Annotated in this window: 23 protein-coding genes, 1 other RNA gene and 1 other annotated feature; of the genes, 18 read left to right on the forward strand and 6 right to left on the reverse strand. The window is 42.9% G+C overall.

Annotation, left to right across the window (positions count from 1 at the left end; translation table 11 throughout):
* Positions 1-57: 57 nt before the first annotated feature.
* The 12 genes from CSV80_RS06285 to CSV80_RS06340 all read left to right on the forward strand — a co-directional run bounded on the left by CSV80_RS06285 (position 58) and on the right by CSV80_RS06340 (position 15,979).
* On the forward strand, positions 58-417 hold the full coding sequence (locus CSV80_RS06285) for a LapA family protein (protein ID WP_099670072.1): 360 nt from the start codon (positions 58-60) through the stop codon (positions 415-417).
* A 262-nt stretch (positions 418-679) separates the two neighbouring features.
* The gene (locus CSV80_RS17755; RefSeq protein WP_233201530.1) at positions 680-1,183 is read left to right on the forward strand and encodes a hypothetical protein; all 504 of its coding nucleotides are present in this window, start codon (positions 680-682) and stop codon (positions 1,181-1,183) included.
* Positions 1,184-1,892: 709 nt separating this feature from the next.
* Complete coding sequence (gene ltrA, locus CSV80_RS06295) at positions 1,893-3,776, forward strand: group II intron reverse transcriptase/maturase (protein ID WP_099670074.1); 1,884 nt, start codon at positions 1,893-1,895, stop codon at positions 3,774-3,776.
* 118 nt (positions 3,777-3,894) lie between these two features.
* Positions 3,895-6,012, forward strand: coding sequence for a single-stranded-DNA-specific exonuclease RecJ (recJ, locus tag CSV80_RS06300; protein ID WP_233201531.1), 2,118 nt, complete (start codon positions 3,895-3,897; stop codon positions 6,010-6,012).
* A complete protein-coding gene (locus CSV80_RS06305; protein ID WP_085130996.1) occupies positions 6,003-6,515 on the forward strand; it encodes an adenine phosphoribosyltransferase in 513 nt (170 codons plus the stop codon). The genes recJ and CSV80_RS06305 overlap by 10 nt, the downstream gene beginning before the upstream one ends.
* Positions 6,516-6,664: 149 nt before the next feature.
* Positions 6,665-8,863: a RelA/SpoT family protein gene (locus CSV80_RS06310; protein WP_099670076.1), complete on the forward strand. Its 2,199-nt coding sequence runs from the start codon at positions 6,665-6,667 to the stop codon at positions 8,861-8,863.
* Between the two features lie 16 nt (positions 8,864-8,879).
* Positions 8,880-9,320, forward strand: coding sequence for a D-aminoacyl-tRNA deacylase (gene dtd / locus CSV80_RS06315; RefSeq protein WP_099670077.1), 441 nt, complete (start codon positions 8,880-8,882; stop codon positions 9,318-9,320).
* A 240-nt stretch (positions 9,321-9,560) separates the two neighbouring features.
* Positions 9,561-9,779 (forward strand) — a binding site (T-box leader).
* A gap of 74 nt (positions 9,780-9,853) precedes the next feature.
* Positions 9,854-11,116, forward strand: coding sequence for a histidine--tRNA ligase (gene hisS, locus CSV80_RS06320; protein WP_099670078.1), 1,263 nt, complete (start codon positions 9,854-9,856; stop codon positions 11,114-11,116).
* A 503-nt stretch (positions 11,117-11,619) separates the two neighbouring features.
* Positions 11,620-13,389 (forward strand): aspartate--tRNA ligase, encoded by a 1,770-nt coding sequence (gene aspS / locus CSV80_RS06325; RefSeq protein WP_099670079.1) that lies wholly within the window; start codon positions 11,620-11,622, stop codon positions 13,387-13,389.
* Between the two features lie 75 nt (positions 13,390-13,464).
* Positions 13,465-13,645: non-coding RNA, 6S RNA (ssrS, locus tag CSV80_RS06330), on the forward strand.
* Positions 13,646-13,778: 133 nt separating this feature from the next.
* A complete protein-coding gene (locus tag CSV80_RS06335; RefSeq protein ID WP_099670080.1) occupies positions 13,779-14,546 on the forward strand; it encodes a tRNA threonylcarbamoyladenosine dehydratase in 768 nt (255 codons plus the stop codon).
* A 14-nt stretch (positions 14,547-14,560) separates the two neighbouring features.
* Positions 14,561-15,979 carry an NAD-dependent succinate-semialdehyde dehydrogenase gene (locus tag CSV80_RS06340; protein WP_099670081.1) on the forward strand — a complete coding sequence of 473 codons (1,419 nt, stop codon included), beginning with the start codon at positions 14,561-14,563 and terminating at the stop codon, positions 15,977-15,979.
* Between the two features lie 49 nt (positions 15,980-16,028).
* Here CSV80_RS06340 and CSV80_RS06345 read toward each other — a convergent pair whose 3' ends face one another.
* Together CSV80_RS06345 and ilvA are read right to left on the reverse strand one after the other, a co-directional pair.
* A complete protein-coding gene (locus tag CSV80_RS06345; RefSeq protein WP_029053730.1) occupies positions 16,029-16,571 on the reverse strand; it encodes a GDYXXLXY domain-containing protein in 543 nt (180 codons plus the stop codon).
* 909 nt (positions 16,572-17,480) lie between these two features.
* The gene (ilvA, locus tag CSV80_RS06350; protein ID WP_099670082.1) at positions 17,481-18,749 is read right to left on the reverse strand and encodes a threonine ammonia-lyase IlvA; all 1,269 of its coding nucleotides are present in this window, start codon (positions 18,747-18,749) and stop codon (positions 17,481-17,483) included.
* A gap of 689 nt (positions 18,750-19,438) precedes the next feature.
* Here ilvA and yhfH point away from each other — a divergent pair.
* The 4 genes from yhfH to CSV80_RS06375 all read left to right on the forward strand — a co-directional run bounded on the left by yhfH (position 19,439) and on the right by CSV80_RS06375 (position 21,774).
* The gene (yhfH, locus tag CSV80_RS06360; protein ID WP_099670084.1) at positions 19,439-19,570 is read left to right on the forward strand and encodes a protein YhfH; all 132 of its coding nucleotides are present in this window, start codon (positions 19,439-19,441) and stop codon (positions 19,568-19,570) included.
* Positions 19,571-19,886: 316 nt separating this feature from the next.
* Complete coding sequence (locus CSV80_RS06365) at positions 19,887-20,309, forward strand: DUF948 domain-containing protein (RefSeq protein ID WP_099670085.1); 423 nt, start codon at positions 19,887-19,889, stop codon at positions 20,307-20,309.
* Between the two features lie 19 nt (positions 20,310-20,328).
* Positions 20,329-20,823 (forward strand): DUF948 domain-containing protein, encoded by a 495-nt coding sequence (locus CSV80_RS06370; protein WP_233201532.1) that lies wholly within the window; start codon positions 20,329-20,331, stop codon positions 20,821-20,823.
* A gap of 537 nt (positions 20,824-21,360) precedes the next feature.
* A complete protein-coding gene (locus CSV80_RS06375) occupies positions 21,361-21,774 on the forward strand; it encodes a hypothetical protein (RefSeq protein WP_099670087.1) in 414 nt (137 codons plus the stop codon).
* Here the strand turns inward: CSV80_RS06375 and CSV80_RS17995 are convergent.
* The 3 genes from CSV80_RS17995 to CSV80_RS06385 form a co-directional block, all read right to left on the reverse strand.
* Complete coding sequence (locus CSV80_RS17995; RefSeq protein WP_255407640.1) at positions 21,760-21,894, reverse strand: hypothetical protein; 135 nt, start codon at positions 21,892-21,894, stop codon at positions 21,760-21,762. The genes CSV80_RS06375 and CSV80_RS17995 overlap by 15 nt on opposite strands.
* 73 nt (positions 21,895-21,967) lie before the next feature.
* Positions 21,968-22,405 carry a DUF948 domain-containing protein gene (locus tag CSV80_RS06380; RefSeq protein WP_099670088.1) on the reverse strand — a complete coding sequence of 146 codons (438 nt, stop codon included), beginning with the start codon at positions 22,403-22,405 and terminating at the stop codon, positions 21,968-21,970.
* Between the two features lie 5 nt (positions 22,406-22,410).
* Complete coding sequence (locus CSV80_RS06385) at positions 22,411-22,824, reverse strand: DUF948 domain-containing protein (RefSeq protein WP_232321273.1); 414 nt, start codon at positions 22,822-22,824, stop codon at positions 22,411-22,413.
* 223 nt (positions 22,825-23,047) lie between these two features.
* Between CSV80_RS06385 and CSV80_RS06390 the strand changes: the two genes are divergently transcribed.
* Together CSV80_RS06390 and CSV80_RS06395 are read left to right on the forward strand one after the other, a co-directional pair.
* Positions 23,048-24,046: an EAL domain-containing protein gene (locus CSV80_RS06390; protein ID WP_099670089.1), complete on the forward strand. Its 999-nt coding sequence runs from the start codon at positions 23,048-23,050 to the stop codon at positions 24,044-24,046.
* 80 nt (positions 24,047-24,126) lie between these two features.
* A complete protein-coding gene (locus CSV80_RS06395; RefSeq protein ID WP_099670090.1) occupies positions 24,127-24,879 on the forward strand; it encodes an SDR family NAD(P)-dependent oxidoreductase in 753 nt (250 codons plus the stop codon).
* Between the two features lie 307 nt (positions 24,880-25,186).
* Here CSV80_RS06395 and CSV80_RS06400 read toward each other — a convergent pair whose 3' ends face one another.
* Entirely contained in the window at positions 25,187-25,612 is a 426-nt protein-coding gene (locus CSV80_RS06400) for a MarR family winged helix-turn-helix transcriptional regulator (RefSeq protein WP_233201533.1), read from the reverse strand.
* Positions 25,613-25,686 lie beyond the last annotated feature (74 nt).

Raw genomic sequence — 25,686 nt, forward strand, 5'->3', positions numbered from 1 at the left:
AAGAGCAGGGTATACTTCGGTATATCCTGCTTTTTTTTGAATGGAGGAATGATGCATATGAAATTTCAATGGACTGTTTTAGTCGGTTTATTATTTGCTGTGTTGATCGCATTGTTTGCGGTGTTTAATGTGGAGTCTGTACCGGTAAATTACTTCTTTGGTACAGAGATGATCCCACTTGTGTTAATTATTCTGGGCTCAGCATTGCTAGGTGCGATTATTAGTGGTTTCTTTGCTATTTATAAGTCGTATAGAAGTGGACGACGTGTGAAGGAGTTGGAGAAGAAGTTGCATATGAAGGAAGAGGAGTTGGCGGCGCAGCGTAAGCAGATGCAAGAGATGGAGGAGCGTATCGATGCGTTGATGGAACCACCGTTGGTTCAGGCGGAGATTATTCCACCGAAAGAGTTATATTAAATTTGTCTTACCACAGCAGGTCGTGATATGCGACTTGCTGTGGTTTTTTGTTCGTTGTTAAGGGGGGAAATGCGATAGTGTTACGGTATTTTGCTTGGGTCCGTAATAAGTGGCTCTCGTTGTGGTTTTGGTAGGTGCTTTTCTTTATATGAACATAACACGGGACTTTATTTAGTCTAAAAAGTATGCTACGTATTATCCAATCAGTTGTCTTATGTCGAAAGGCAATCCCTCACGTCACATAGAAAGAAAACGACAGTAGGTGATCGGAGTGGAAGGTGGCGACCGATGGATCAGCCCGACAGGTGAGACAACTAAAGGGAGCTTGCGACCTAGTTGGCTCACCGCGGGCCCATGGGAAAGCGTCCGCCTGGAACGCAGATCAACGGCGCCATCCCACTCCCAATCTTCCCATATCGTTTCCTTTCAGTCTCCATCCACATTCGCTATAATAAGAACAGAGGATGTGAAAGCATTGATACAATCCAAAAAGAGATGGCAAATCGATAGGCCAGACGAAGAACTCGTCAATCAGCTCGCGAAGGACTTGAACCTTTCCACGATGCTGACGAAAATACTCGTTGCACGCGGAATCACCACAAGCGAACAAGCAAACGCGTACTTGTACATGGACGAGTCCAACTTGCATGACCCGTTTTTATTACATGACATGCAAAAAGCTGTCGATCGCATCCAACATGCAATCGATACACAGCAACAAATTACAATATTTGGAGATTATGACGCGGGTGCGACACGTTTCTGAGTGAAAAGCTTAGACACTAGGATAATTCCTAGGAGAACTGATTTCTTGATAGGTGGAATGATGGGGTAACGCCTTGAAACGCCTACTCTGATACTCCGACATGCCTCTTCTAAGGTTATAGTAGAAAGGTATGAAGCTCGGTGAAGTCGGCAGAGAGATACCGTAAGTTAGGGAAAGCACAGCAAGTACCTGACACGAAAGCTGTCCAGAGGTGGATGGTGTTTCCTATATGCCGGGAGTCCATAAAGTATCTATGGTTAGAATGTGCTGCACAAGCACTGACGAATCTCCGAATGTACGGGTCTAGACGTAGTTGTTGTAGAAATGCAACAGGTGGCAGTGCCATCGTGTGTGTGGGCGAGTAAAAATCTGGCGTTATGAAACCCCATAACTTGTTACAGGCAAGTTCAAGCATACAGGACCATAGGAGAAACCTAAGGATATATGCAAGGATAAAGAAATCGGAACGTGGAAAGCGAAGGATGTGGAGGCATTAACCTGCCTATGAAACAGTTCAGTATATAAAGGGGTAACCTAGTAAAACTGATTTACCTTTCGTGAGAGTGGAGCCATAGTACCTTTGAAACCATGATAATAAGTGGTGGAGGGATAGGCTCTAGTCGGAAATTTCAAAGACTTATAAATGCATAACAGACACAGATTCGAGTATGACTAAAAGAATCACCACTTGAGAGAGGGGTTGATGTCTGTGGCAAATTCACAAATCGTTAAACATGTTAAAAAGTCCAAGCTTAGAAACGCAGAGTATTACCACATGCAAGATACATTTGACATGTTGCATGAACAAAGCAACAATGGCAGTTCTTTCAAAAACTTAATGTCCATGATTAGTTCAGTTGAAAACATTAAGTTGGCGTATCGAAACATTAAGAAAAATACAGGTAGCAAAACGGCTGGTGTGGATGGTCGAACAATCGATCATATATCCAAGCTGACCGAGGAGCAATTTGTTGGTTTTGTTAGAAACAAACTGCGAGATTATAAACCGAAAGCAGTTAGACGAGTAGAAATACCAAAGCCAAATGGAAAAATTAGACCTTTAGGAATTCCCGCTATCTGGGATAGGATAGTCCAACAATGTATATTACAAATTCTTGAACCCATAGTAGAAGCAAAATTCTCAGGAAGAAGTCATGGATTTAGACCGAACCGCTCAGTAGAGAATGCGATAGCTCAAAGTTATCGTCTTATGCAGAATTCAAAAATGTCATATGTAATCGATATAGACATTAAGGGATTCTTTGACAACGTGTCTCACTCCAAGTTGCTAAAACAGATGTGGGCAATGGGCATTCAAGATAAGAATTTACTCACTATTATTTCAAAAATGCTTAAAGCTAAAATCAAGTTGCCAAATGGTCGAATTATTGAGAATGACAAAGGTACGCCTCAAGGTGGAATCCTATCTCCTTTGCTATCTAATATCGTTCTCAATGAACTTGACCGTTGGATTGAAAGCCAATGGGAGGATATTCCTACTAAAAAGGATTATCTTCAATACCATAAAAAGAAAAATAATCACGCTGATAAAAGTTACAAATACAGGATGCTCAGGAAATCCAAGCTGAAAGAATGTTATATTGTTCGATATGCAGACGATTTCAAAATATTTTGCAGTAATCCTAATCACGCCAAACGATTATTTTTCGCAGTACAAAAATGGCTGAAAGATCGACTTGGTTTAGAAATAAGCGAAGACAAATCAAAAATAGTGAATCTCAAAAAGGATTATTCTGAATTTCTTGGGTTTAAAATGAAGTTAATTCCAAAAGGTGAAAAATGGGTTGTGAAAAGTCATATGTGCGACAAAGCAGTTCAACGCACAAAGAAAAACTTGAAGCAAATCATAAACGGTATTCGACATGATAGCGGTGTTAACGATCAAGCAAGAAAAATAGCACTCTACAACTCAACTGTAATAGGACTTCATCAATATTTCCGTACCGCCACAATGATTTCCGAAGACATGGGGAACATTGCATACGAAGTAAATGCGTGTATGAAAGACCATCGTATGAAAAGGCGAATTAAGAAAACAGGTGTGATAACATCTGATTTCATTAAGAAAGAATACGGGAAGAGCAAACAATTAAGATTTATATCACGAGATCCGCTCCTTCCAATTGGATATATTAAACATAAGAATCCAATGATGAAGCGTAACGCAGTAAATGCATATACAAAAGAAGGTAGAGAAGAAATTCACAAAAACCTGACGACTGTTGATATCAGTATACTTCGATTTCTGATGGAGCATCCAATTCCACAGAGAAGTATAGAGTTCAACGATAACCGTATAGCATTATATTGTGCACAAAGAGGAAAATGCCATGTAACTGGGCAAATGTTAAACCCGATGACGATTCATTGTCATCATAAAGTACCACGGTTGCAAGGTGGTACTGACCAATATAACAACCTCTGTCTCGTTGATAAGGAAATCCACATCTTAATCCATGCAATAGATGAAGAAATAATCTCAAAGTATAAAAAATTACTAACCAACTCACAAAGCCTGAATAAAATAAATACGCTACGAAGGAAACTGGAACTACAGCAACTAATAATCTAATTGGACGATTAGACATACAAACGAACAAGTGAATTCTGTTAAGTTATGTAGATTACCAAAGTTTTGAAATTTTTCGATGGAACGCCGTGTGAGGCGAAAGTCTCACGCACGGTGTGAAGTGGGGGAAAAGCTGGCGATAAACTCAAAGGCTTACCTATCACTATACGGCGTAACAAGCGTAACCGTGCTGACGACAGCGCTCGAACGTCTCGGTGCGAAAGTGAACTTCGCTATTCCTAACCGTTTCGAACATGGCTATGGACCGAACAGCGACTATTTTGAACAACTACATACAGAAGGCACAGAAGTCCTCATCACCGTAGACAACGGAATTTCAGGCGTCGAACAAGTCGCATTCGCAAAGTCGCTTGGGATGACAATTATCGTAACTGATCACCACGAAATGGGTGACGTACTACCTGATGCGGATGCGGTCATTCACCCACGTCATCCGGAAGGTAATTATCCATTTGGAGAACTCGCAGGTGTAGGGGTGGCATTCAAACTCGCTTCTGCTTTACTTGGGGAACCACCGCTCGATTTGCTAGAATTCGTAGCGATCGGCACCATCGCAGACTTGGTTCCGTTAGAAGATGAAAATCGTTATATGGTGAAAGAAGGTATTCGCAGATTACGTCGCACGCAGCGTCCTGGCATCAAAGCGCTGATGCAAGTGAGTGGTCATGAGCAGAGCGCTTTATCGGAAGAAACGATTGGCTTTACGATCGGTCCTCGTCTAAATGCACCGGGCCGACTTGGCGATGCAGATCCAGCGGTCGATTTATTAAAGGCGGAAGATGAGCAGCTAGCACTAGGAATTGCGGAAGAATTAAATAATTTGAATAAAGAACGGCAACAATTAGTGAAAGAAATCGCGAAAGAAGCGCAAGAGCAAGTGGAAATCCGTTATGGCGATCATGTGCCTCACGTGTTAGTCATAGAAGGTGAAGGCTGGAATCCGGGTGTTGTCGGTATCGTATCGTCGAGACTGACGGAGAAATACTACCGTCCATCTATCATTTTGTCGCTCGATCGTGAAACAGGTATTGCGAAAGGTTCTGCGCGCAGTATTGAAGGCTTTGATTTGTATAAGGAACTGTCGAAGAACGCGTCGATTCTGCCACATTTCGGAGGACATGCGATGGCTGCCGGGATGTCATTGAAAATAGAGGACGTCGAATTATTGCGTTCGAATTTGAATGAACAGGCGAAGGAAACATTGACGGAAGAAGATTTACAGCCCATTTTATCCATCGATGTGCCACTGGCGTTAGATGAAATTGATATCGCCTCCATCGAAGCGCTAGAGAAAATCCGGCCGTTTGGTATGGGATTCCCGAAGCCAGTTTTCTTATTAGAGCAACTCGACACGATCTCTGTCCGTAAAATAGGGTCAGCGAAAGATCATTTGAAGCTTGAAATGGGCGATCGTAGTGAACGTCTAGATGCGATATTTTTCGGAGCGGGAGCATTGGCGGACGAAATGGCACCGCAAAGTAAGCTTAGTTTGACGGGTGATTTGCAGATCAATGAATGGAATGGTAACAAGAAAGCACAGTTACTTGTAGAAGATGTGAAATGTGACGAGTGGCAGTTGTTCGATTACCGTGGAATTCGGGAGCCTGCTAGATGGTTGCCACTGATTCCTGATCAAGCACAGTTTATTGCGTTTAGTGAAGAAGCCGTCCAACATTTCGCGCCATTCTTCAAAGAAATACCGATTTCTTTGATAGGACGCGATGAACTTCATCCGTCTTCTGCTATCGTATTACTCGATATGCCACAGGCTGAAGAACAGTTGAAGCAAGTGATGGAAAAGACGTTTGCCAACCGAGTGTATCTTCACCTGCATGTGCATGATTCGATGTACTTTGAAAAGATGCCAGATCGCCAACAATTTGGTTGGTATTACAGCTTTTTGAAAAAACGTGAGACATTTGATCTGTACAATCAAATCGATATGCTTTCCAAACATAAAGGTTGGAAAAAAGATATGATAAAGTTCATGACAAAAGTGTTTTATGAACTAGAATTTGTTACACTAGAGAATGGTAAGGTGACGATGCTCACTTCTGCAGACAAACGTGATTTGGCAGAAGCGCCATCGTATAAAAAACGCCAACAGCAAATCAAGCTGGAAGAGTTGTTGCTTTATGCTCCGTATCAGGACTTAAAGAAGGTATTCAACTCTTTACGCGAGACGGAAGCTGTTGAGGAGGAAAAACTGTGGACTTAAAAAAGTTTGTAACGACTGTAGACGATTATCCGAAACCGGGTGTCAGCTTTAAAGACATCACGACGATTATGGATAACGGAGAAGCATATAAATATGCGACAGACCAAATTGTCGAATATGCGAAGGGATTGGACGTAGATATTATCGTGGGGCCAGAAGCGCGCGGTTTTATCATCGGATGTCCTGTTGCCTATGCGCTTGAAATCGGTTTTGCACCGGTCCGTAAGCCTGGCAAATTACCACGCGAAACGATCTCGGTCTTTTATGACTTAGAGTATGGACAAGATGAATTAACGATTCACAAAGATGCTATCAAGCCCGGCCAACGTGTACTCGTTGTCGATGATTTACTTGCAACTGGCGGTACAGTCGGCGCAACAGTCGAATTAATCGAAAAACTAGGCGGCGTAGTAGCTGGCTGTGCATTCTTGATCGAACTATCGTACTTGAACGGTCGCGAAAAGTTGACGAATGAAAACATTAAGGCATTAATTACGTACTGATTGGGGAATCCTTCGCTTAATGCGGAGGATTCTTGCTATATAAATATAGGCACTGGGTTTGATTCGCTTTACATATAGGTGATATTATACATATACTACTAAAAATTATTATCTAAATATTTACGAAATAGGTTGAAAGGGGTAAGTCAATGGCGAAAAATCAAGACCTGACAGAACAAGACATATACGACTTGGTCGCGAAATATATGAACGAAGAACACGTCGAATTCATTAAGCGGGCATATGTGATGGCTGAAAAGTCTCACGAAGGACAGTTTAGGACTTCAGGTGAACCGTATATTAACCATCCAATTCAAGTCGCAGGCATTTTGGCGGGTCTTCAAATGGATCCAGAAACCGTCGCGGCCGGCTTCTTGCATGATGTGGTGGAGGATACGGATATTAGCCGCGAAGATATTATCCGTGAATTCGGTGATGAAGTTGCAATGCTCGTTGATGGTGTGACGAAGCTCGATAAATTGAAATTTAGATCCAATGAAGAAAAGCAAGCGGAAAACCACCGCAAAATGTTTATCGCGATGGCACAGGATATCCGTGTCATTTTAATCAAACTTGCAGACCGCCTGCATAATATGCGTACACTGAAACATGTTCCGGCAGCGAAGCAACGTCGTGTATCGGAAGAAACATTAGAAATCTTCTCTCCACTCGCTCACCGTCTTGGAATTTCCACGATCAAATGGGAACTCGAAGATATTGCGTTGCGTTATTCTAATCCCCAACAATATTACCGTATCGTGAATCTCATGAAGCAAAAGCGGACAGAACGTGAACAATATTTGAAAGACGTCATGAACCAAATGCGCGTCGAACTGGATGAAATGGGAATCGCTGCAGAAATTCACGGCAGACCCAAGCATTTGTATTCTATTTATCAAAAGATGGTCATCCAGAAAAAAGAGTTCAATGAAATTTATGATCTACTGGCGGTTCGTATTGTCGTAAAAAGCATTAAAGATTGTTATGCGGCACTTGGAATCATCCATACATTATGGAAGCCGATGCCCGGACGATTTAAGGACTATATTGCGATGCCGAAACAAAATTTGTATCAATCTATTCATACGACAGTTGTTGGACCCGCAGGAGATCCGCTCGAAGTACAAATTCGAACGGAAGAAATGCACCGGATTTCCGAATTTGGTGTGGCAGCGCACTGGGCATATAAAGAAGGTAAACAAGTCGCAAAGCTTTCCAGTGATATTGATTCGAAGTTGACATGGTTCCGTGAAATATTGGAAATTCAAAATGAATCGTCTAATGCACAGGAGTTTATGGAGTCATTAAAGTTCGATTTATTTTCGGATATGGTCTATGTATTTACACCGGACGGGGATGTCATCGAATTACCGCAAGGGTCGGTACCAATCGACTTTGCCTATCGCGTCCACTCCGAAATTGGTAACCGGACGACCGGCGCTAAAGTGAATGGGAAAATCGTACCGCTTGATTCATCGTTATCTACAGGCGACATCGTCGAGATTCTGACATCGAAACAGTCATTTGGTCCAAGCCGTGACTGGTTGAAACTAGCGCATACATCCCAGGCGAAAAATAAGATTCGCCAATATTTTAAAAAACAATTGCGTGACGAGAACATCGACAAAGGTAGCGAGATGATTCAGAGAGAATTGAAAGAAGAAGAGTATGATATCAAAGAAGCGTTAAGTAATGAAAATATGCAGCGTGCTATTGATAAATTCAGTTTCACTTCTGAAGAAGACCTCTACGCAGCGGTTGGTTCCGGCGGCATAACCGCACAACAAGTAGTCAATAGACTAGCTGAGAGAATGCGCAAAGAACGCGTGAAGAAAGAAACGATTGATAAAATCGTCTCAGAAATTCAAACACCAAAGCCAGAGAAATCGACGGAGTCCGGTGTAATCGTCAAAGACATCGACAATATGCTGATTCGTATTTCGAAGTGCTGTAACCCGGTACCAGGCGATGAAATCGTTGGATTCATTACACGTGGCCGAGGCGTTTCCGTTCACCGTACCGATTGTCCGAACGTTTTGTCTGAACAAGGACAGCAAGAGCGTATCATTGAAGTCCAATGGGCATTGCAAGACGATCAAGTTCGCAAAGAATTCCAGGTTGATATTGAAATTTCCGCATTCGATCGACAAGGGTTGCTCAATGAAGTCATGATGGTCGTGGCGGATATGAATACGCCGATAATCGCAGTAAGTGGCAAAGCAGATAAAGATGATATCGCGCATATCCATATGTCAATCAAAATTCAAAATATCACGCATCTGCAACGCACTGTTGATAAAATCAAACAGATCAAAGATGTGTATTCCGTAGAACGAGTTATGAACTAAATAGGGAGGTGTGAACATGCGAGTATTATTACAGCGTGCGAAAGATGCTTCCGTAACAGTTGGCGGAGAAATTACAGGCTCTATTTCAACTGGCTATGTGTTGCTTGTCGGCATCACGCATGACGATACCGAACAAGATGCCAACTATATCGCCAATAAGGTAGCCGGCTTGCGTATTTATGAAGATGACGAAGGGAAATTGAATCGTTCAATTAAAGAAGTCGATGGCGCGATTCTGTCCGTTTCCCAGTTTACTTTGTATGGAAACGTACAAAAAGGACGTCGTCCAAGCTTTATCCAGGCGGCGAAAACCGATGTAGCAGAACCTTTGTGGGAATACTTCAATGAACAGCTACGCGGTCATGGACTTCACGTGGAAACTGGACAGTTTGGTGCGATGATGGACGTGCAATTGACGAATGATGGTCCTGTGACGTTGATGGTTGAGTCTAGGTGAGTGGTTGGATTTGGGTTAATGAGCGGTTGCGGGGTGTGATAGAGCGCTCGCCGCGAGTCTATGAGCGAATAGCTGGTGCAATAGAGCGGTTGCGACGTGTCGTAGAGCGCTTATGTATTGTGATAGAGCGGATGTACGTTTTCTATGAGCATCTGCTAGTTCTGATCTTCATACTTAATTCATCAAACAAGTTGACAGTATTAGCGGTTACGACTAACATAGATAGTAATCGAATTAATTCATACACCGATGATGTGGAAAATACCTTTACTTCAGGCTGGAAAGAGAACGGGGAACTTGGCTGAAATTCCCTGACAGTACCGTAAGGCGAAAAACACCACGGAGGATTCATGCTGAAATTAGTAGGCGTGGACGGAACCGGCCGTTATCCGGATTCGAGTGGGCACTTTTGTGTCAATTTGGGTGGAACCGCGGAAGCTACAAGCTCTCGTCCCTGTTTTATTAGGGATGGGAGCTTTTTTGTGTTCTCAGAAAGTTCACCCGTTATTAGATGATCGAAAGGAGTTTTACTAATGAATTTTAAAGTTCCCCGCGGTACGCAGGATATTCTTCCTGACGTTTCCTGGAAATGGCAGCGCGTTGAAAATATCGCTCGTTCGATTTGTGATGTCTACAATTACAAGGAAATCCGCACACCGATTTTCGAGCAAACGGAATTATTCCACCGCACAGTCGGTGATACGACAGATATCGTGCAAAAAGAGATGTACACATTCACGGATCGAGGAGATCGCTCGATGACGTTGCGTCCGGAAGGTACAGCACCTGTCGTGCGTTCATTCGTCGAGCACAAAATGTTTGGCTATGCAGATCAGCCTGTGAAGCTATACTACACAGGTCCGATGTTCCGCTATGAGCGTCAACAAGCTGGCCGTTACCGTCAATTCGTCCAGTTCGGCGTAGAGGCAATCGGCAGTGATGATCCAGTCATCGATGCAGAGGTAATCGAGTTGGCAATGAATATTTATAAGAAAACCGGCTTGTCGGATATTAAACTCGTACTGAATTCACTTGGCGACAAAGAATCACGCGACGCACACCGCGAAGCGCTGATTGCACACTTCAGCCCGAACATTGGGGAATTTTGTTCAGACTGCCAAAACCGTCTGGAGAAAAATCCGTTGCGAATTTTGGACTGTAAAGTGGACAGAGAACACCCATTGATGAAAACAGCACCTTCATTAGCTGATTATCTCAATGAAGAATCAAGCGCGTACTTCGAGAAAGTGAAAAAGTATTTGGACATCGCAGGCATCGCGTACGAATACGATCCGAATCTTGTACGTGGTCTGGATTACTACAATCACACTGCATTCGAGATCATGAGCACGTCTAAAGGATTCGGCGCGATCACAACACTATGTGGTGGCGGACGGTACAACGGACTTGCTGAAGAAATCGGCGGCCCAGCAGCACCAGGTATCGGTTTTGCTCTCAGCATCGAGCGCCTATTACTAGCACTTGAAGCGGAAGAAAAGTCCTTCACCGACGAACCTTCACTAGACGTCTACATCGTCACACTTGGCGACGCAGCACGAGAAAAAGGCTTTGAAATTCTTGGCAAACTACGCGAGAACGGTTTACGCAGCGAGATGGACTATATGGATCGTAAGATGAAGGCCCAAATGAAGTCCGCCGACCGCTTAAAAGCGCATCACGTGATCGTTATTGGCGAAGACGAAGTGAACGAAAACGTCGTCCAGCTGAAGAACATGGCGGACGGTGAACAGAAAAAAGTTGCGGTTGAAGAATTGATCGGGGAATTGAAGAAGTAAAACGTTAACAGGAAATTGTCATGGGGATTTCCGTTCCGAGCGGACGCTTCCCTGCGGGCATGGCTTGAGCCAAGCGAACAACGAAGGGTTCACTTTGCCGTATTTCTGTGTACTTTGCAGAAATTAAGGCATCTGTCCGGGGTCTCAAGGCTCATGCTTATCCCGCGGGAGTCGCCGCTCTGCACTCCAATCCCTGCTTTTAGAATAAGAGGTACTTGGTGACTGTATTTGCATTTGAACTTGACCTTGACCTTGACCTTGATTTTGAATTTAAATGAATTCACAGGCTGTTCTAAGTTCCTATTAGGATTGTAGCGGAAGACGGCCGACTCCTGGGGATCAGCGTGGCCTGGAGACCCTGGACTGAGCGAAAGCGAGGGAAGCGGCTCCAGGACTCGCCCCCGGAAAGCGTGCCGTCTGTAGCGGAAATCCCAAGCGTAACACCTTTTAACTTTCTAATTACAAAATACAAACTCAAACATCAGAAGGGTAGTGTAGCTACTATGCAACGCACACATTATTGTGGGAACTTATCAGAACTACAAATCGGAGAAGAAGTTACGCTCAAAGGCTGGGTGCAGAAGCGCCGTGACCTAGGCGGACTAATCTTCATCGACGTCCGCGACCGCGCAGGCATCGTCCAGACAGTCTTCAACCCGGACATCTCAAAAGAAGCACTCGAAATCGCTGAAACATTGCGTAACGAATACGTCATCGAAGTTACGGGTCTCGTCATCGAACGTGAAGAGCGTACGAAGAATAAAAACATCGCAACAGGTGCAATCGAAGTCCAAGTTGTTGAAGTGAAAGTCATCAACGAAGCGAAAAACCCACCATTTACAATCGAAGACGAAACGGATGTAGGCGAAGAAACGCGTCTGAAGTATCGTTACTTAGACTTGCGTCGCCCTGAGCTTGCAAAAGTTTTCAAAATGCGTTCAGATATTACGAAAACGGTGCGTAACTTCTTGGATGATGAAGGATTCTTGGAAGTGGAAACACCGATTCTGACGAAATCGACTCCAGAAGGCGCACGTGACTATTTAGTGCCAAGCCGTGTTCACGAAGGTGAATTCTACGCATTGCCACAGTCACCACAGTTGTTCAAACAGTTATTAATGGTATCCGGTTTCGATCGTTACTACCAAATCGCTCGTTGTTTCCGCGATGAAGATTTACGTGCAGACCGTCAACCAGAATTCACGCAAATCGATATGGAAATGAGTTTCATGTCGATCGAGGAAATTTTGGAACTTAACGAACGTTTGATTAAGAAAGTAATGAAAGACGTCAAACAAGTAGATGTTGAAACACCGTTTAAACGCATTCCATATGACGAAGCAATAGGTCGTTTTGGTTCAGACAAGCCGGACACTCGTTTTGGAATGGAATTGACAGATGTATCTGAGATTGTCAAAGACTCTTCATTCAAAGTATTCGCTGGCGCAGTTGAAGCGGGTGGACAGGTGAAGCTAATCAACGTTAAAGGTGCAGCAGATCAGTATTCTCGTAAAGATATCGATGCACTTGGCGAGTTTGCCAAAGTGTATGGCGCAAAAGGTATGGCGTGGTTGAAAGTGACAGAAGACGGCTTCAATGGCCCGATTGCGAAATTCTTTGACGGAGAAGTTGGCGAGGCGCTTAAGGCAGCTGGCGGCGGAGAACCTGGGGATTTATTCTTATTCGGAGCAGATAAGAAATCTGTTGTAGCTGATTCATTAGGCGCCTTACGTCTGAAGCTTGGAAAAGAACTAGACTTGATTGATCAGTCTCAGTTTAACTTCCTGTGGGTAACGGACTGGCCGTTATTTGAGTACGATGAGGAAGATGGCCGATATTACGCAGCGCATCACCCATTCACTATGCCGGCTGATGTGGAAGAATTGAAAACTAGCCCAGAAACTGTAAAAGCACAAGCGTATGACTTAGTGTTGAACGGTTATGAACTAGGTGGCGGATCATTGCGTATTTATCAACGTGATGTACAAGAAGCAATGTTCAAAGCACTTGGCTTCACAGAGGAGCAAGCACGTGAGCAATTTGGATTCTTGTTGGATGCGTTTGAATACGGAACTCCTCCGCACGGCGGAATCGCGTTCGGTCTAGACCGTATCGTGATGTTGCTTGCAGGTTCTACAAACTTGCGTGACACGATCGCGTTCCCTAAAACAGCTAGTGCAAGTGATCTATTAACAGAAGCACCAAGTTCTGTTGACGATGCACAGTTGAAAGAACTCGGGATTAAAGTAGTCGCTGAACCCGTAAAAAAGTGAGTAAACAACTATTTTTAAAGACTTCGTTAAAATAGATTGAATTATAAAAACACTTATGATAAGATGAAGTTAGTAGAAATCCTGAAGTGTTCGTCATTTGTAAATTAGTTTTGACCCAACATCTTATCGTCGGGAGTTCAACGTTATAGCTTGGATGACATGCCTTTAATCGGGACGCCAAAAGAGTTATACAGGACACCCACCTGCTATTAGCGGGTTCAAAGCGATATTCAAAGACGGCACAGTCGGGATTTCACTTTCTCACAACAATTCACCTTCTTGCTAAAGCGAGAAGGTTTTTTATTGTCTAAAATTCAGTTAGTTGCGCGAGTGCAGGTGACTGTTTTAGGATAGAGTGAATACAATTAATCATAAAGGATGCGGTATAGATGTTACATCAATTTTCGAGAAACGAATTATCGATTGGTAAAGAAGGCGTAGAAAGAATGAAAGGTAAGACGGTGGCGATTTTAGGTGTAGGTGGAGTCGGTTCATTCGCAGCTGAGGCGTGCGCGCGGACTGGGGTTGGACGCATTATTTTGGTCGATAAAGACACGATTGATGTCACCAACATCAACCGCCAACTAGTCGCATATTTGTCAACGGTAGGACGTTCGAAATCCGCCGTCATGAAAGAACGGATTGCGGATATTAACGCAGAATGTGAAGTGATCGATCTACATATGTTTTACACGGAGGAAACGTCTGAAGAATTCTTCTCGTACAAGCCGGATTATGTGATCGATGCATCGGATACGATCAGCTATAAAATTCATCTGATCCAGCAATGTGTCGAGCGTGGTATTAAAGTGATCTCGAGTATGGGGGCTGCCAATAAAACAGATCCGACTCGTTTCCGGATTGCAGATATTTCGAAAACGCATACGGATCCACTAGCAAAAGTGATGCGTCTTCGTTTACGCAAGCTTGGAATTCCTAAAGGTGTGCCTGTCGTGTTTTCCGATGAAAGCCCCATTGTTGTACGGCAAGACGTCCTTGAAACGGTTGGGAACGCCGATGCATCGATCCGAAAAGCACAAATGCCTCCAGCTTCTAACGCATTTTGTCCATCGGTCGCAGGTTTAATTCTCGCCAGTTGGGTATTAAATGATATAGTGGCGGATATTCCCGTCGAACGTGTCAATGATGCTAAATAAAGGAGAGGTCAACCATGAAATCAACTGAAATGATCATTAACGGAAAACGACTTGGCGCGGATTTACCGCAAATCGAAGTAGTGAATCCTTCAACGGGTGAGACAATCGGTGCAGTGCCTAAAGGCGGCAAAGCGGAAGCAAAGCAAGCGGTCGACGCGGCTTCTGCGGCTTTTTCAGACTGGGCCGCATTGTCGGCGTATGAACGCAGTGCGTATTTAATGAAATGGCATGCGTTGATTGAGAAAAATGAAGAGAGCGTAGCCGAAACGATGACGACTGAGCAAGGGAAGCCGTTAGCGGAGGCGCTTGGAGAAATGCGTTATTCAAATGGCTACATCAGTTGGTTTGCAGAAGAAGGCAAGCGGATTTACGGTGAAACTATTCCAGCTACGCAATCCAATAAGCGAATGTTTGTACACAAGCAACCGGTCGGCGTCATCGCGTCGATTACGCCATGGAACTTCCCAGCGGCTATGATTGCGCGTAAAGTTGGTCCCGCGCTTGCAGCAGGCTGTACGGTCGTCATGAAGCCGGCTTCTCAGACTCCGTTAACTGCGATTCGTTTAATAGAGCTTGCACAAGAAGCGGGTATTCCGGACGGTGTGCTTAACATCGTAACGGGCAGTGCGAGTGAAATTGCAGAGGCGTGGCAAGAAGACGGTCGTGTGCGCAAGCTGACGTTTACAGGATCTACTGAAATTGGTAAGACGTTGATGAAAGGTGCAGCCGATACGATGAAGAAGATTTCATTGGAACTCGGCGGACAGGCACCCGCGATTATTATGGCAGACGCGGATCTTGATAAAGCAGTAGATGGCGTTATCGCAGCGAAATTCCGTAATGCCGGACAAACGTGTGTCTGTGCGAACCGTATTTATGTTCATTCATCGATCGCGGAGGAATTCACAACGCGCATTGCAGAGAAAACGAAGAAATTGAAAGTCGGCGACGGCAAAGAAAAAGGCGTCGAGATTGGTCCGTTAATTGATCAGGATGCAATCGATAAAGTAGATGAGCATGTGCAAGATGCGAAATTTAAAGAGGCAACAGTTGTTACGGGCGGTGAACATATCGAGGGGTTATTCTATCAACCAACTGTCTTAAAAGGTGTAACGGATGATATGCTTTGTATGGAGGAAGAGACATTCGGTCCGGTATTGCCAATTGCGACGTTTGAGACACAAGAAGAAGTTATTGAGCGTGCAAATGATACAGTGTTTGGACTAGCGGCATACGTCTTCACGGAGAACATCACACGAGGTATTCAGATTTGTGAAGCATTAGAGTATGGTATCGTAGGTTTGAATGATGGCTTGCCGTCAGCACCACAAGCTCCGTTTGGCGGCTTTAAACAAAGTGGCCTTGGACGTGAAGGCGGTCATCAAGGTATGGATGAATATTTAGAAGTAAAATATATCTCACTAGGTTTATAATGCAAAAGGAAGCAAAAAGGGAGAGCCATACTCTTCCTTTTTGCTTCTTTTAATTAGTTTGGAATTCGCGCAAAATGCTATTGCCGTCAAGTACTTTAAAATGCGCTGTCATCGTTCGATCTTGCACACTGTCTGCCGCAACGCGGTGGCCAAACTCGGGAACATAGACACGATCCAGTCCGAAATTCACGATGTAATGATCGTTTTGACGATACTCTCGATCAGTCGTCTGCGCCAACCAGCCCATTAAATAGACACCTTCAGCGGGTTTTTTGTCGCTCAACGAGACCAATTCAGCGACACCGTCTTTTTGTTCTAATACGCCAAATACCCGTGTCTGACCGAGGTCATCGGGTTTTTTTAGTGCTGTCACTAAACTAGGAGTCATGCGCTCTTTTGGTACTTTTTCAACGTCGTAGCGAAGCATGACATAATTTTCGGTTGCATCTTGCTCGGTAATCGTTTCCGATTGAAGATAGACATCCGCACCGTTTTGAATCGTTGTGAAGTGAGGAATCGTGAGACTAGCTAAGATGAGCAGGGGAATTATGAAGAGTATGGATATACTGAATTTACTATGTTTGGGGCCCATATCAGAGTCACCGCCTTTTCTGCAGTTTTCATAAAAAGTGTTCTTCTTATGTACAGATAGCATGTGCCATTTATATGTGTTTTAGTAATTAATTACCCAGTTTTTTTATGTCGGAAACCTTTCATAGTTGGTGTGAATAGATTCGTGTCGGGTGGAGATGAGTGCAGGGGAGGTTTTGAACGTTTAATCCGTAGGTGCGAAAGAAGCGACGTTGGGTTGTGTTTCTTGCACGTGCATTTTCTGTTTCTTGTTTGATCAGGAGATTATTGTTTAGCTGGCAATGTAAGTGGCAAGTCCATTGTCCCCACTACAGCGCTGGTGGATGGCTTTCGCGAGGAGCCAGAGACAGGAAAGTGCGCCTGTCTTTGTCTCCTCGCTACGCCTACCACAGCAGGCGCCTTCGTTGCATCGAGTGTAAGGCAGTTCATATACTTCTATTTCGAAAAGTGCAAAATCAGTATTACTTAGTCGCGGATCTTCTTCCCCTTAGAACCACAACCTAAATAACTACCACTTAGCAGCGCAGGCACAACTGCGGGGTAGGCCGTGGCCATGAGACAACTGGCGGCACTTTGCCAGCTGGCTCATGGCTGTAGGCAATCCCCCACGTGCCTGTGCGGGTCCAAAAAGCAGACACTTACTAACTTCAGTACCCACCAACCAATCGAGCAACGTCCCAACAAAGAGTCGCAAAGACCCGCAGCCGCCTAGTCTCTCCCGCCAAACGCGTTTGTTAGTCGGGTACTGTACGCTATCACTTGTTTTGCTTTACCACTTTAAACCACAACCAAAATAAAATACCACTCACAGCAGCGCAAATCAGCGGTGTCTAATTACTACACTATAATGTGTGTAACCACAAAAAAACTGCCGCAAGAAGTCGCGATGACTCTTACGGCAGTACTCATATTAAATCAACAACCCGAACAACGTACTGTCCTTGTTCACTTCTTTATAAGGGAAACCGTTATTTTCCATACGTGCAATCAGGCCATTATAGTCTTCCTTGTGCTTAATCTCAATTCCGACAAGACCTGGACCGCTCTCTTTATTATTCTTCTTCGTATACTCGAACATCGTAATATCATCATCCGGTCCAAGTACACCATCAAGGAACTGGCGTAGTGCACCTGCACGTTGTGGGAAGTCCACGAGGAAATAATACAGCAAGCCTTCGTAAATCATCGACTTCTCTTTGATTTCCTGCATTCTACCGATATCGTTGTTTCCACCACTGATCACACAGACGACGCATTTTCCTTTGATTTCATTTTTATAGAAATCGAGTGCGGCGATTGGAAGGGCACCTGCTGGCTCTGCGATGATCGCGTGTTCATTATATAGATCGAGAATGGCCGTACATACTTTACCTTCAGGGACGCTGACGGTGTTTTCGAGATAGTTATTGCAAATGTCGTAATTTAGATTGCCTACGCATTTGACAGCGGCGCCATCAACGAATTTATCGATCGTTGCCAGAGGTACGACCTTTTGTGCGTCGATAGAAGCCTTCATGCTCGCTGCACCTGCTGGCTCTGCACCGATCATTTTCGTATGCGGAGACAAGTTTTTAATGTACGTGCTGATTCCCGACATCAATCCACCACCACCGATACTTGCAAATACGTAATCAATCGGCTCTTCGATATCGTTCATGATCTCAACAGCTACCGTTCCTTGTCCGGCGATAATATCCTTGTCATTGAATGGATGGATAAAAATACGCTTTTCTTTTTCCATCAATTCGACCGCACTTTCGAAACAATCATCGAACGTATCTCCGACTAAAATAATTTCAATACGATCGCGACCGAACATTTTCACCATATTTACTTTTTGTCTAGGAGTTGTTTGAGGCATGAAGATCTTGCCATCAATGTCCAGTTTTGCACATGCGTACGCTACGCCTTGTGCATGGTTTCCTGCACTCGCACAGACAATTCCTTTTTTACGTGCTTCTGTTTCGATGCGTTTCATCTTATAATAAGCACCGCGCAATTTAAAGGAACGGACATGCTGCAAATCTTCCCGCTTAATATACACATGGCAGTCATACTTTTCCGATAGACGATCATTTTTCTGTAAAGGCGTATGAGCTACGATGTCTTTCAGTAGCTGATTAGCAATTAAGATATCTTCTACTTGAACACTTGGAGTTTCCATTTTTTTCACCTTCATAACTTATCATTTAACCTCCGTTATTGAGTCAACGTTTACTCATAATAACATGAAAAAAACTGAATGAACATACGAAAGTTCTAAATTGTGTGTTTATTTTAATAGTAGTGACTTTATTGGGAACTTTCTGTTAATGTAAGCGGTTACTGGGTTGGCAAGGACTTTCAACAAATAGGGTGGATCAAACATCTAGGTAGTAAGGAAGCTTTGCGCTATCTTGCAATAGCGTTGAAACATATATGAATTTAAATAAAACATGTAGATTTCTTTTCAAATTATACACAAATAAGTGGTGTTTAATTCGTAAACAGAAGGGAAAACTAATCAATGAGACACTAACACCAGAAAGGAAGCGTTTATTCATGCAGAAATGGGATAGTAGACCAGAAAAGCCGGATAATATGCAATGGACGGTGTTTGTCATAACTCTTGTCATCATCGCAGCTGTAATGGTTTACGGATTGCTGATGTAAACGGGAAAGAAATGGTATGTCTCGATATTGACATGCCATTTTTATTTTCATCTTTTATAATACCTTCATTCGTCGTGCTCTTTTGGATTCCATCGCAAAATAACAGATTTCGTCTGAAAAGAGTGACAAATCTGACGACTCTGTTATATATTAGTCTTAAGAAAAGTTGCTGTATCAGTACAGCAAATCACAATAAAACGAATGGAGGAATGAACGATGAAAAAGAACACAGAGCAGAAAAGACAAATGGTGGAAAAGATTTGTACGGAATGCGGGAACCAGTTCAAGGAAAAGCAAGAGTCTGTAATGTACGAATGCGAGCGTTGTGTCGGACGACATGAAGAATAACAAAAAATCCTATGCTCCCTCATACGGAGCATAGGATTTTTTGCGTTGAAGATGAAAGATCATACACTATAGCTAATGAATTCTGTGAATGTGTATCCACTATCTACATATTAGGGGTTGAACTTGTTCTATATAAATTGAACATAAAAAGTAGTAATCTCCTGATCACCATTGGTTTCCGTTCGCTCTCACTACACACGAAAATTAAATTCATTCACTCATATCACAGAACTTCGGATGATTAATGTTTTAGAAAAACTGAGAGTGGTATAGAATGATAAGATGTATGTAGTTTGTTAGAGAGGAGGATGTGTGTATGGCGTATATTGGTTTATTATTAATCGCAATCTCATTATTGATTGTCGCCATCTACCTTTCATTGTTACTAACCAAGTCTTCGAACTTATTGCTGACAGTTATGGGAACAGTAAAAGGGGTAGAGGCAGAGCTCGACAAGAGCATTGAGCAATTATATGGAACTTTAAATGAGACTGAACAACTGGCGACAGATGTTCAAGTGAAACTCGCTGCAACGACACCTCTATTTTCTTCTATTGAAAATATCGGACGTTCAAGCCAGTACTTGTGTGAAGAAATAAACAAGCGGACAAGACAATTTGAAGAGGATGGTTCTCTTCCAGGAACGGAAAAATTCGTTCAAGCCATCCAATATGGAGAGTTTGGTGTCCAAGTTTACGATTCATGGCAACGCGGCAAGAAGAGTTTAAAAAATACGTAAAAGGAAATGAGGTATGAGAATGGATCTCGTTGGAATTGGCGTCATACTCATCGGTATCGCCTTCGTCATTTTAGCTATCTATTTTGCTAAGGTATTACAACAAGTCGGAAATATCCTACACGACGTCGATGAGACAGTAGGAGCGCTTCCGAAACAACTTGATGGTATATTGGACGAAACAGGAAATTTAATTAAAAACAGTAATGATTCATTAGCAGATATCAATACAAAAATTGAGAATCTGACTCCATTGTTCCAAGTAATCGGTGACCTTGGAGAATCTACACACCAACTAACCTCTTCATTAGTGGACGTGTCTTCGTCTGTTCAACAAAAAGGAGACCACACGGGCACATCAGAGCAAAATAAGAAACTAGGTAACATCTACGGTTCAGCCATGTTAGGCTATTACATCTTTAAGAAGCGCAAGCAATTTGTGAGCGCTGCTAAGGATCGTGCAGAGCAAGGTGGCCTACAAAAAAAGTTACCAGCACCAGAAAACGCGTTATTTTAAGTGATGAAAAAGACTGAATATCAATCCCAATCGGGCTTGATCTTCAGTCTTTTTTTAGTTTTGGGGTGTGGTGTTCAGGCGAGTGTTAAATTTTTGAGTATGAATAGTAAAACTATGTCAGGTAGATTAATGTACACGATTTTAAAAAGTAGAAATTTTATTATCAAACTAATGACGGGTGTTATAATGTTAGGAATTAATAATTAATGGAGGTCTTCATATGGCGTTAGCGAAAGAATCTGTAGGCAGAGGGAAATCGTTTCTCTTAAGTTTTCTACTCAATGCCGTCTTTGGTATTGTTTATTTCTTTTTTAATAATTGCTTTTATGATTTGGAGCAGAATGGATCCTCATAGAGGGAACTGGACTATAAATGGATGGATCACCCGAAGTGTAGGTATAGTGATTTTTCTAGTTCTTGCTTTTACACTTGGATTCTAATAGTAGAGACTACTTCTCAATCATGTGAATAAGACGGTTAGTGTAAGGGGAAAAAGTGGGAGTAGGAAATAAACCTTTTCAAAAAAGGGGTTAAATTATGAAGTGTAAAGGGATAGTAAGCATTATTCTTATACTCGTGTTAACGGCTTGTGCATCCACCACACAAAAAGTAGTTTCTGATGAAGTAGTTTTTTATGGCGAGGGAAATTATTGGAATGTAAGCTACATATACAATCCAATATTGTACAAGGAAAAAAAGGTGAATTGGGTTGAAATCGAATTAAAGGACTTAAAGTTATCTCGGGAGGATATAAATAACATTGACATTGAATTGGAAGGTGACGATGGCGTGATTACGGGGAATGTTGAAGATATGAAGACGAACGTTGAAGGTAACACAATTTCCTTTTTAGTGGGGACTGTTAATAATGAAACATATGAGGACGATGCATATAGAATCACTATAAAATTCAAAGGTAAGCAAGATAATATAAAATTAATTAAAAAATAACGATTGAATTGAATGAACGGTGGCAATTGCAGTATAAGATTTATGTGCCGTTACGTAGTTGTTCTTTGTTTCGGATGGCAACTCCCATGTAGTAAAGCGTCCGCCTAGTACGTCAATCAACGATTTTTCCTTTTATCATAGAAAAAGAGCCATTCACAAAGTCTCTACAAGACCCTCTGAACAGCTCTTCCACTTATGGTCGCATCTTCTTCAGCTCTTTACGTTGTTGCATTAAATAAAATGCCAACGTAGCGACTCCATACAACCCTTTATACTCTTTCTCGCGAACAAACTCACTCGCATTCCCTACACGATCCTTAAAACGAATCGTCGTATCGAGTGCGGCAGTTGTCACTTCACGTGAAGCTTCGCCGACATCCCCAACGATCTGGAAGACCGGTGTTACTTCATAAATCTGCTTGTTTACATTACTAATCGTATCATTCGTCGTATGAAGAATTTGCTGAGTTTGACCCGTAACTTCTTCTACCGTCGACGGTAGCGTATCGGTCGTCTTCTTGACGCTTTCCAATACTTCGGTCAACTTTCCAAGTGGTTTAATTAACACGATTGCGACAATAATTAGCGCGATGCCGATGAGCAATACGCCTATTCCTAGTACCCAATCCATCAAGTTCACCTCTCTCCGTTATTCTGCTTCATCTTGTAGTACATTTTTGATGCTACTTCAGACAATGCAGTCGTTTGCTCCATCAACTTGGCATACTTGCCAGGAGGCGCTGATACTTGATCCGCCATTTTAGCGATAGAGTTCTGCACGTACTGGGTGGATTCGCGAAGTTCTTTCGCTGAAGCTGCCAATCCGTCAACCGATTGCAGCTTTGCATTCGCATCATCCGCAATTTGGTTCGTCTGAGTCATGAGTTGATCGGCTTTATCCGTGATGCCGCCCACTTTCAGTTCCACACGTTTCATCGTTTCTTTTACATCTGTCATTGCTTCTTTGACCGCTTTGGCTGTTTTAATAATAGCAATTGCGATAACCACTAAAGCCGCAACGGCGACTATGGCACTAATATACAAGAGCACCTTCAATCTAGTCACCTCCACATAATAAGTGCGTTTCTAACTTGAACGTCTAACTTCCGTCAAAACGGGTAAACGTTCTATATCCTTGTCATTCCACAAATGAAAGTAATCTAAACACTGGCCTGCTATTTAACTAGAAAAACTATATTTCCACACCCCTATGTGAGAAAAGCACCTGAAATATGATATGATTTTCACATCAAATACTGAAGGGGTGAAATACATGCCTTGCAAAGGTTGCATTGTCCGTGAGATTGATTATGAAGTCTCATTTGAAAATTGTAAGCAAACAGCACTGTTCGAATCAATAGAAGATCATTTGAAACGAGCTCATATGCTGATGAACCAGGAAGATCAAACATTTCATGTGAAAGAACAAGGGATAAAAGAATTATACGACTTTTGCGTCGATCATGCAGTAGAAATGGATACTATTCAATTTCGTCTCGACCAAACCGACTGGCGACCGCTCTCAGAAGTCCTGCACGTAGTCGAAATGCAGTGGATAGATCAAGTCATTCAAGATGAACAATTGACGAGCCATTATCAGCCTATTGTTACACCCGACCTTGAGATTTATGCTTACGAATTGCTCGCGCGTTTCTATCATAAAGACGGTAGAGTGATTTATCCGAATGAAATTTTCTCCGCGGCAAAAGAGCGCGGTAGATTATATGCTCTTGACAGAGTGTGTCGTCTAACAGCAGTTCGCCATGCCAAACATATTACGCAAAAGGCATTCATTAATTTCATTCCAACCTCTATCTATTCGCCGGAGTTTTGCTTGCGATCGACGATTAATTTAGCTAACGAATTGGAAATTGACCCATACCGTTTAATCTTTGAAGTAGTGGAGTCGGAAAAAGTGGAAGACATGGACCATTTAAAAACCATTTTGGAATACTATCATTCAAAAGGATTCGAGTATGCCCTCGATGATGTTGGGGAAGGTTATAACACGGCTGAAGTACTATCTTTCCTTCGACCGAACTACATGAAGCTCGATATTAAGTATGTGCAAGGTGTGGCGACTGATCCTGATAAGCAGCTTATAGCAGGGCAATTTCTTGAAAAAGCACTGGCGGTGGATGCGATTCCTTTAGCGGAGGGAATAGAAGCGGTAGAAGATTTTGAATGGTTGAAAGCGAAAGGTTATCAACTATTCCAAGGTTATTTATTCGGCAAACCATCGGCAGTTCCACAGACTGAAATTTTCATATAGGCATGCGCGTTGTCGAGGTTAATTAGTGTACACTAAAATTGATTTAATGTTAAACTATAATCAATAAGGAGATGGTACATATGAAATTAGACAAAAAAGTTGCAATCATCACAGGTGGAGCTGGCGGCATCGGGTTAGGCATTGCTACAGCATTCGCGAAGGAAGGTGCGACCGTCGCGATCGTTGACTTGAATAAAGAAGCAGGCGAAGCGGCGATTGAAAAATTACAGAAAATCTCTCCGCAATCAATCTTTCTTCAAGCGGACTTAACTGTTCAAAAAGAATTACCTTCAATTGTCGAGCAAGTCGTAACGAAACTTGGTAAATTGGACATCCTAGTCAACAACGCACATGCTTCACGTATGAAATCCATTGAAGAGATGACGCAAGCAGACATAGATCTCTCGTTCAATACAGGATTCTATCCAACGCTCTACTTGATGCAAGCTGCTCTTCCGCACTTGAAAGAGTCAAAAGGAACCGTGATCAACTTCTCTTCCGGCGCAGGATTAAATGGCGATGTGAACCAAGGTTCATACGCTGCGGCGAAAGAAGCCATCCGCGGGATCACAAGAGTGGCGGCGAATGAATGGGGTCAATATGGCATCACGTGTAACCTGATTTCACCAATTGCCAAAACACCAGGCATTGAGCATTGGGGACAAGAGAATCCGGAATCGTATCAAGCTATTCTTGCGAGAAACCCACTTGGACGCCTAGGCGATCCAGAAAAAGATATCGGTCGCACAGCAGTATTCCTAGCGAGCGAAGACGCTTCTTACATCACGGGTCAAACGATGATGGTAGATGGTGGGTCTATCAAATTACGTTAATACAATATGTAAGGCTGTCCTGATTTATGGGGCAGTCTTTTTTTGTATGTGGGAGTATGGGCGGGTGGAGATGTTGATAGAGCGGCTGGCGTGTGCTATAGAGCGTTCGTGGTGGAAGTATGAGCGGATACAGTGGTTGATAGAGCGGCTGGCGCGTGTTATAGAGCGTTTGCGGTAAAAGTATGAGCGCACGCGGTGGTTGATAGAGCGAACACCAAACGCCATAGAGCGCTCGCGCGTATCTAACGAGCGCATTCACAACGATCTTTACCAATAAAAAAGCTGCTCCACAACGGAACAGCTTCTCTCAAACAAACGTGTTATTTAATTTAGTGTAAATTTGGACTAAACTATTTCGTTCAGCCTCCGATAAGTGACTAAAGAACTCCGAACGCACTTTTATTCCGCATTTCTGCGCTTCGCCCAAAATCTCTAGGCCTGTAGGAGTTATTTTCCAATACTTTGTTCGACGGTCTTCTTCATCATTACGCAACGTAATAAATTCGCTCTTAATGAGCTTTGACGACAAGTGCGTCAATGAAGCGGGCGTGAAGCCTAGTGTCTCAGCCAAATCAGAAGGACGTTGTTCACCTTTGTTATGTAACTCTAGCAATACAAGAATATGGGAGATTCCTAGGGACAGCTTGGATTCTTGCTGGAAACGGATCAGCATTTTATTTGTCACTTGATCCATTAAATGTACCAAATTGAAAATTGTCTGTTCTTCAGTCAAAAAAGAACACCTCCTTTTCCTTCAAAAAACTTTATGCTTATATACTATTCATCATACAATATTATATACGAAAT

Source organism: Sporosarcina sp. P12(2017) (genome assembly GCF_002743035.1).
In the GTDB taxonomy this organism is placed as follows: Bacteria; Bacillota; Bacilli; order Bacillales_A; family Planococcaceae; genus Sporosarcina; species Sporosarcina ureae.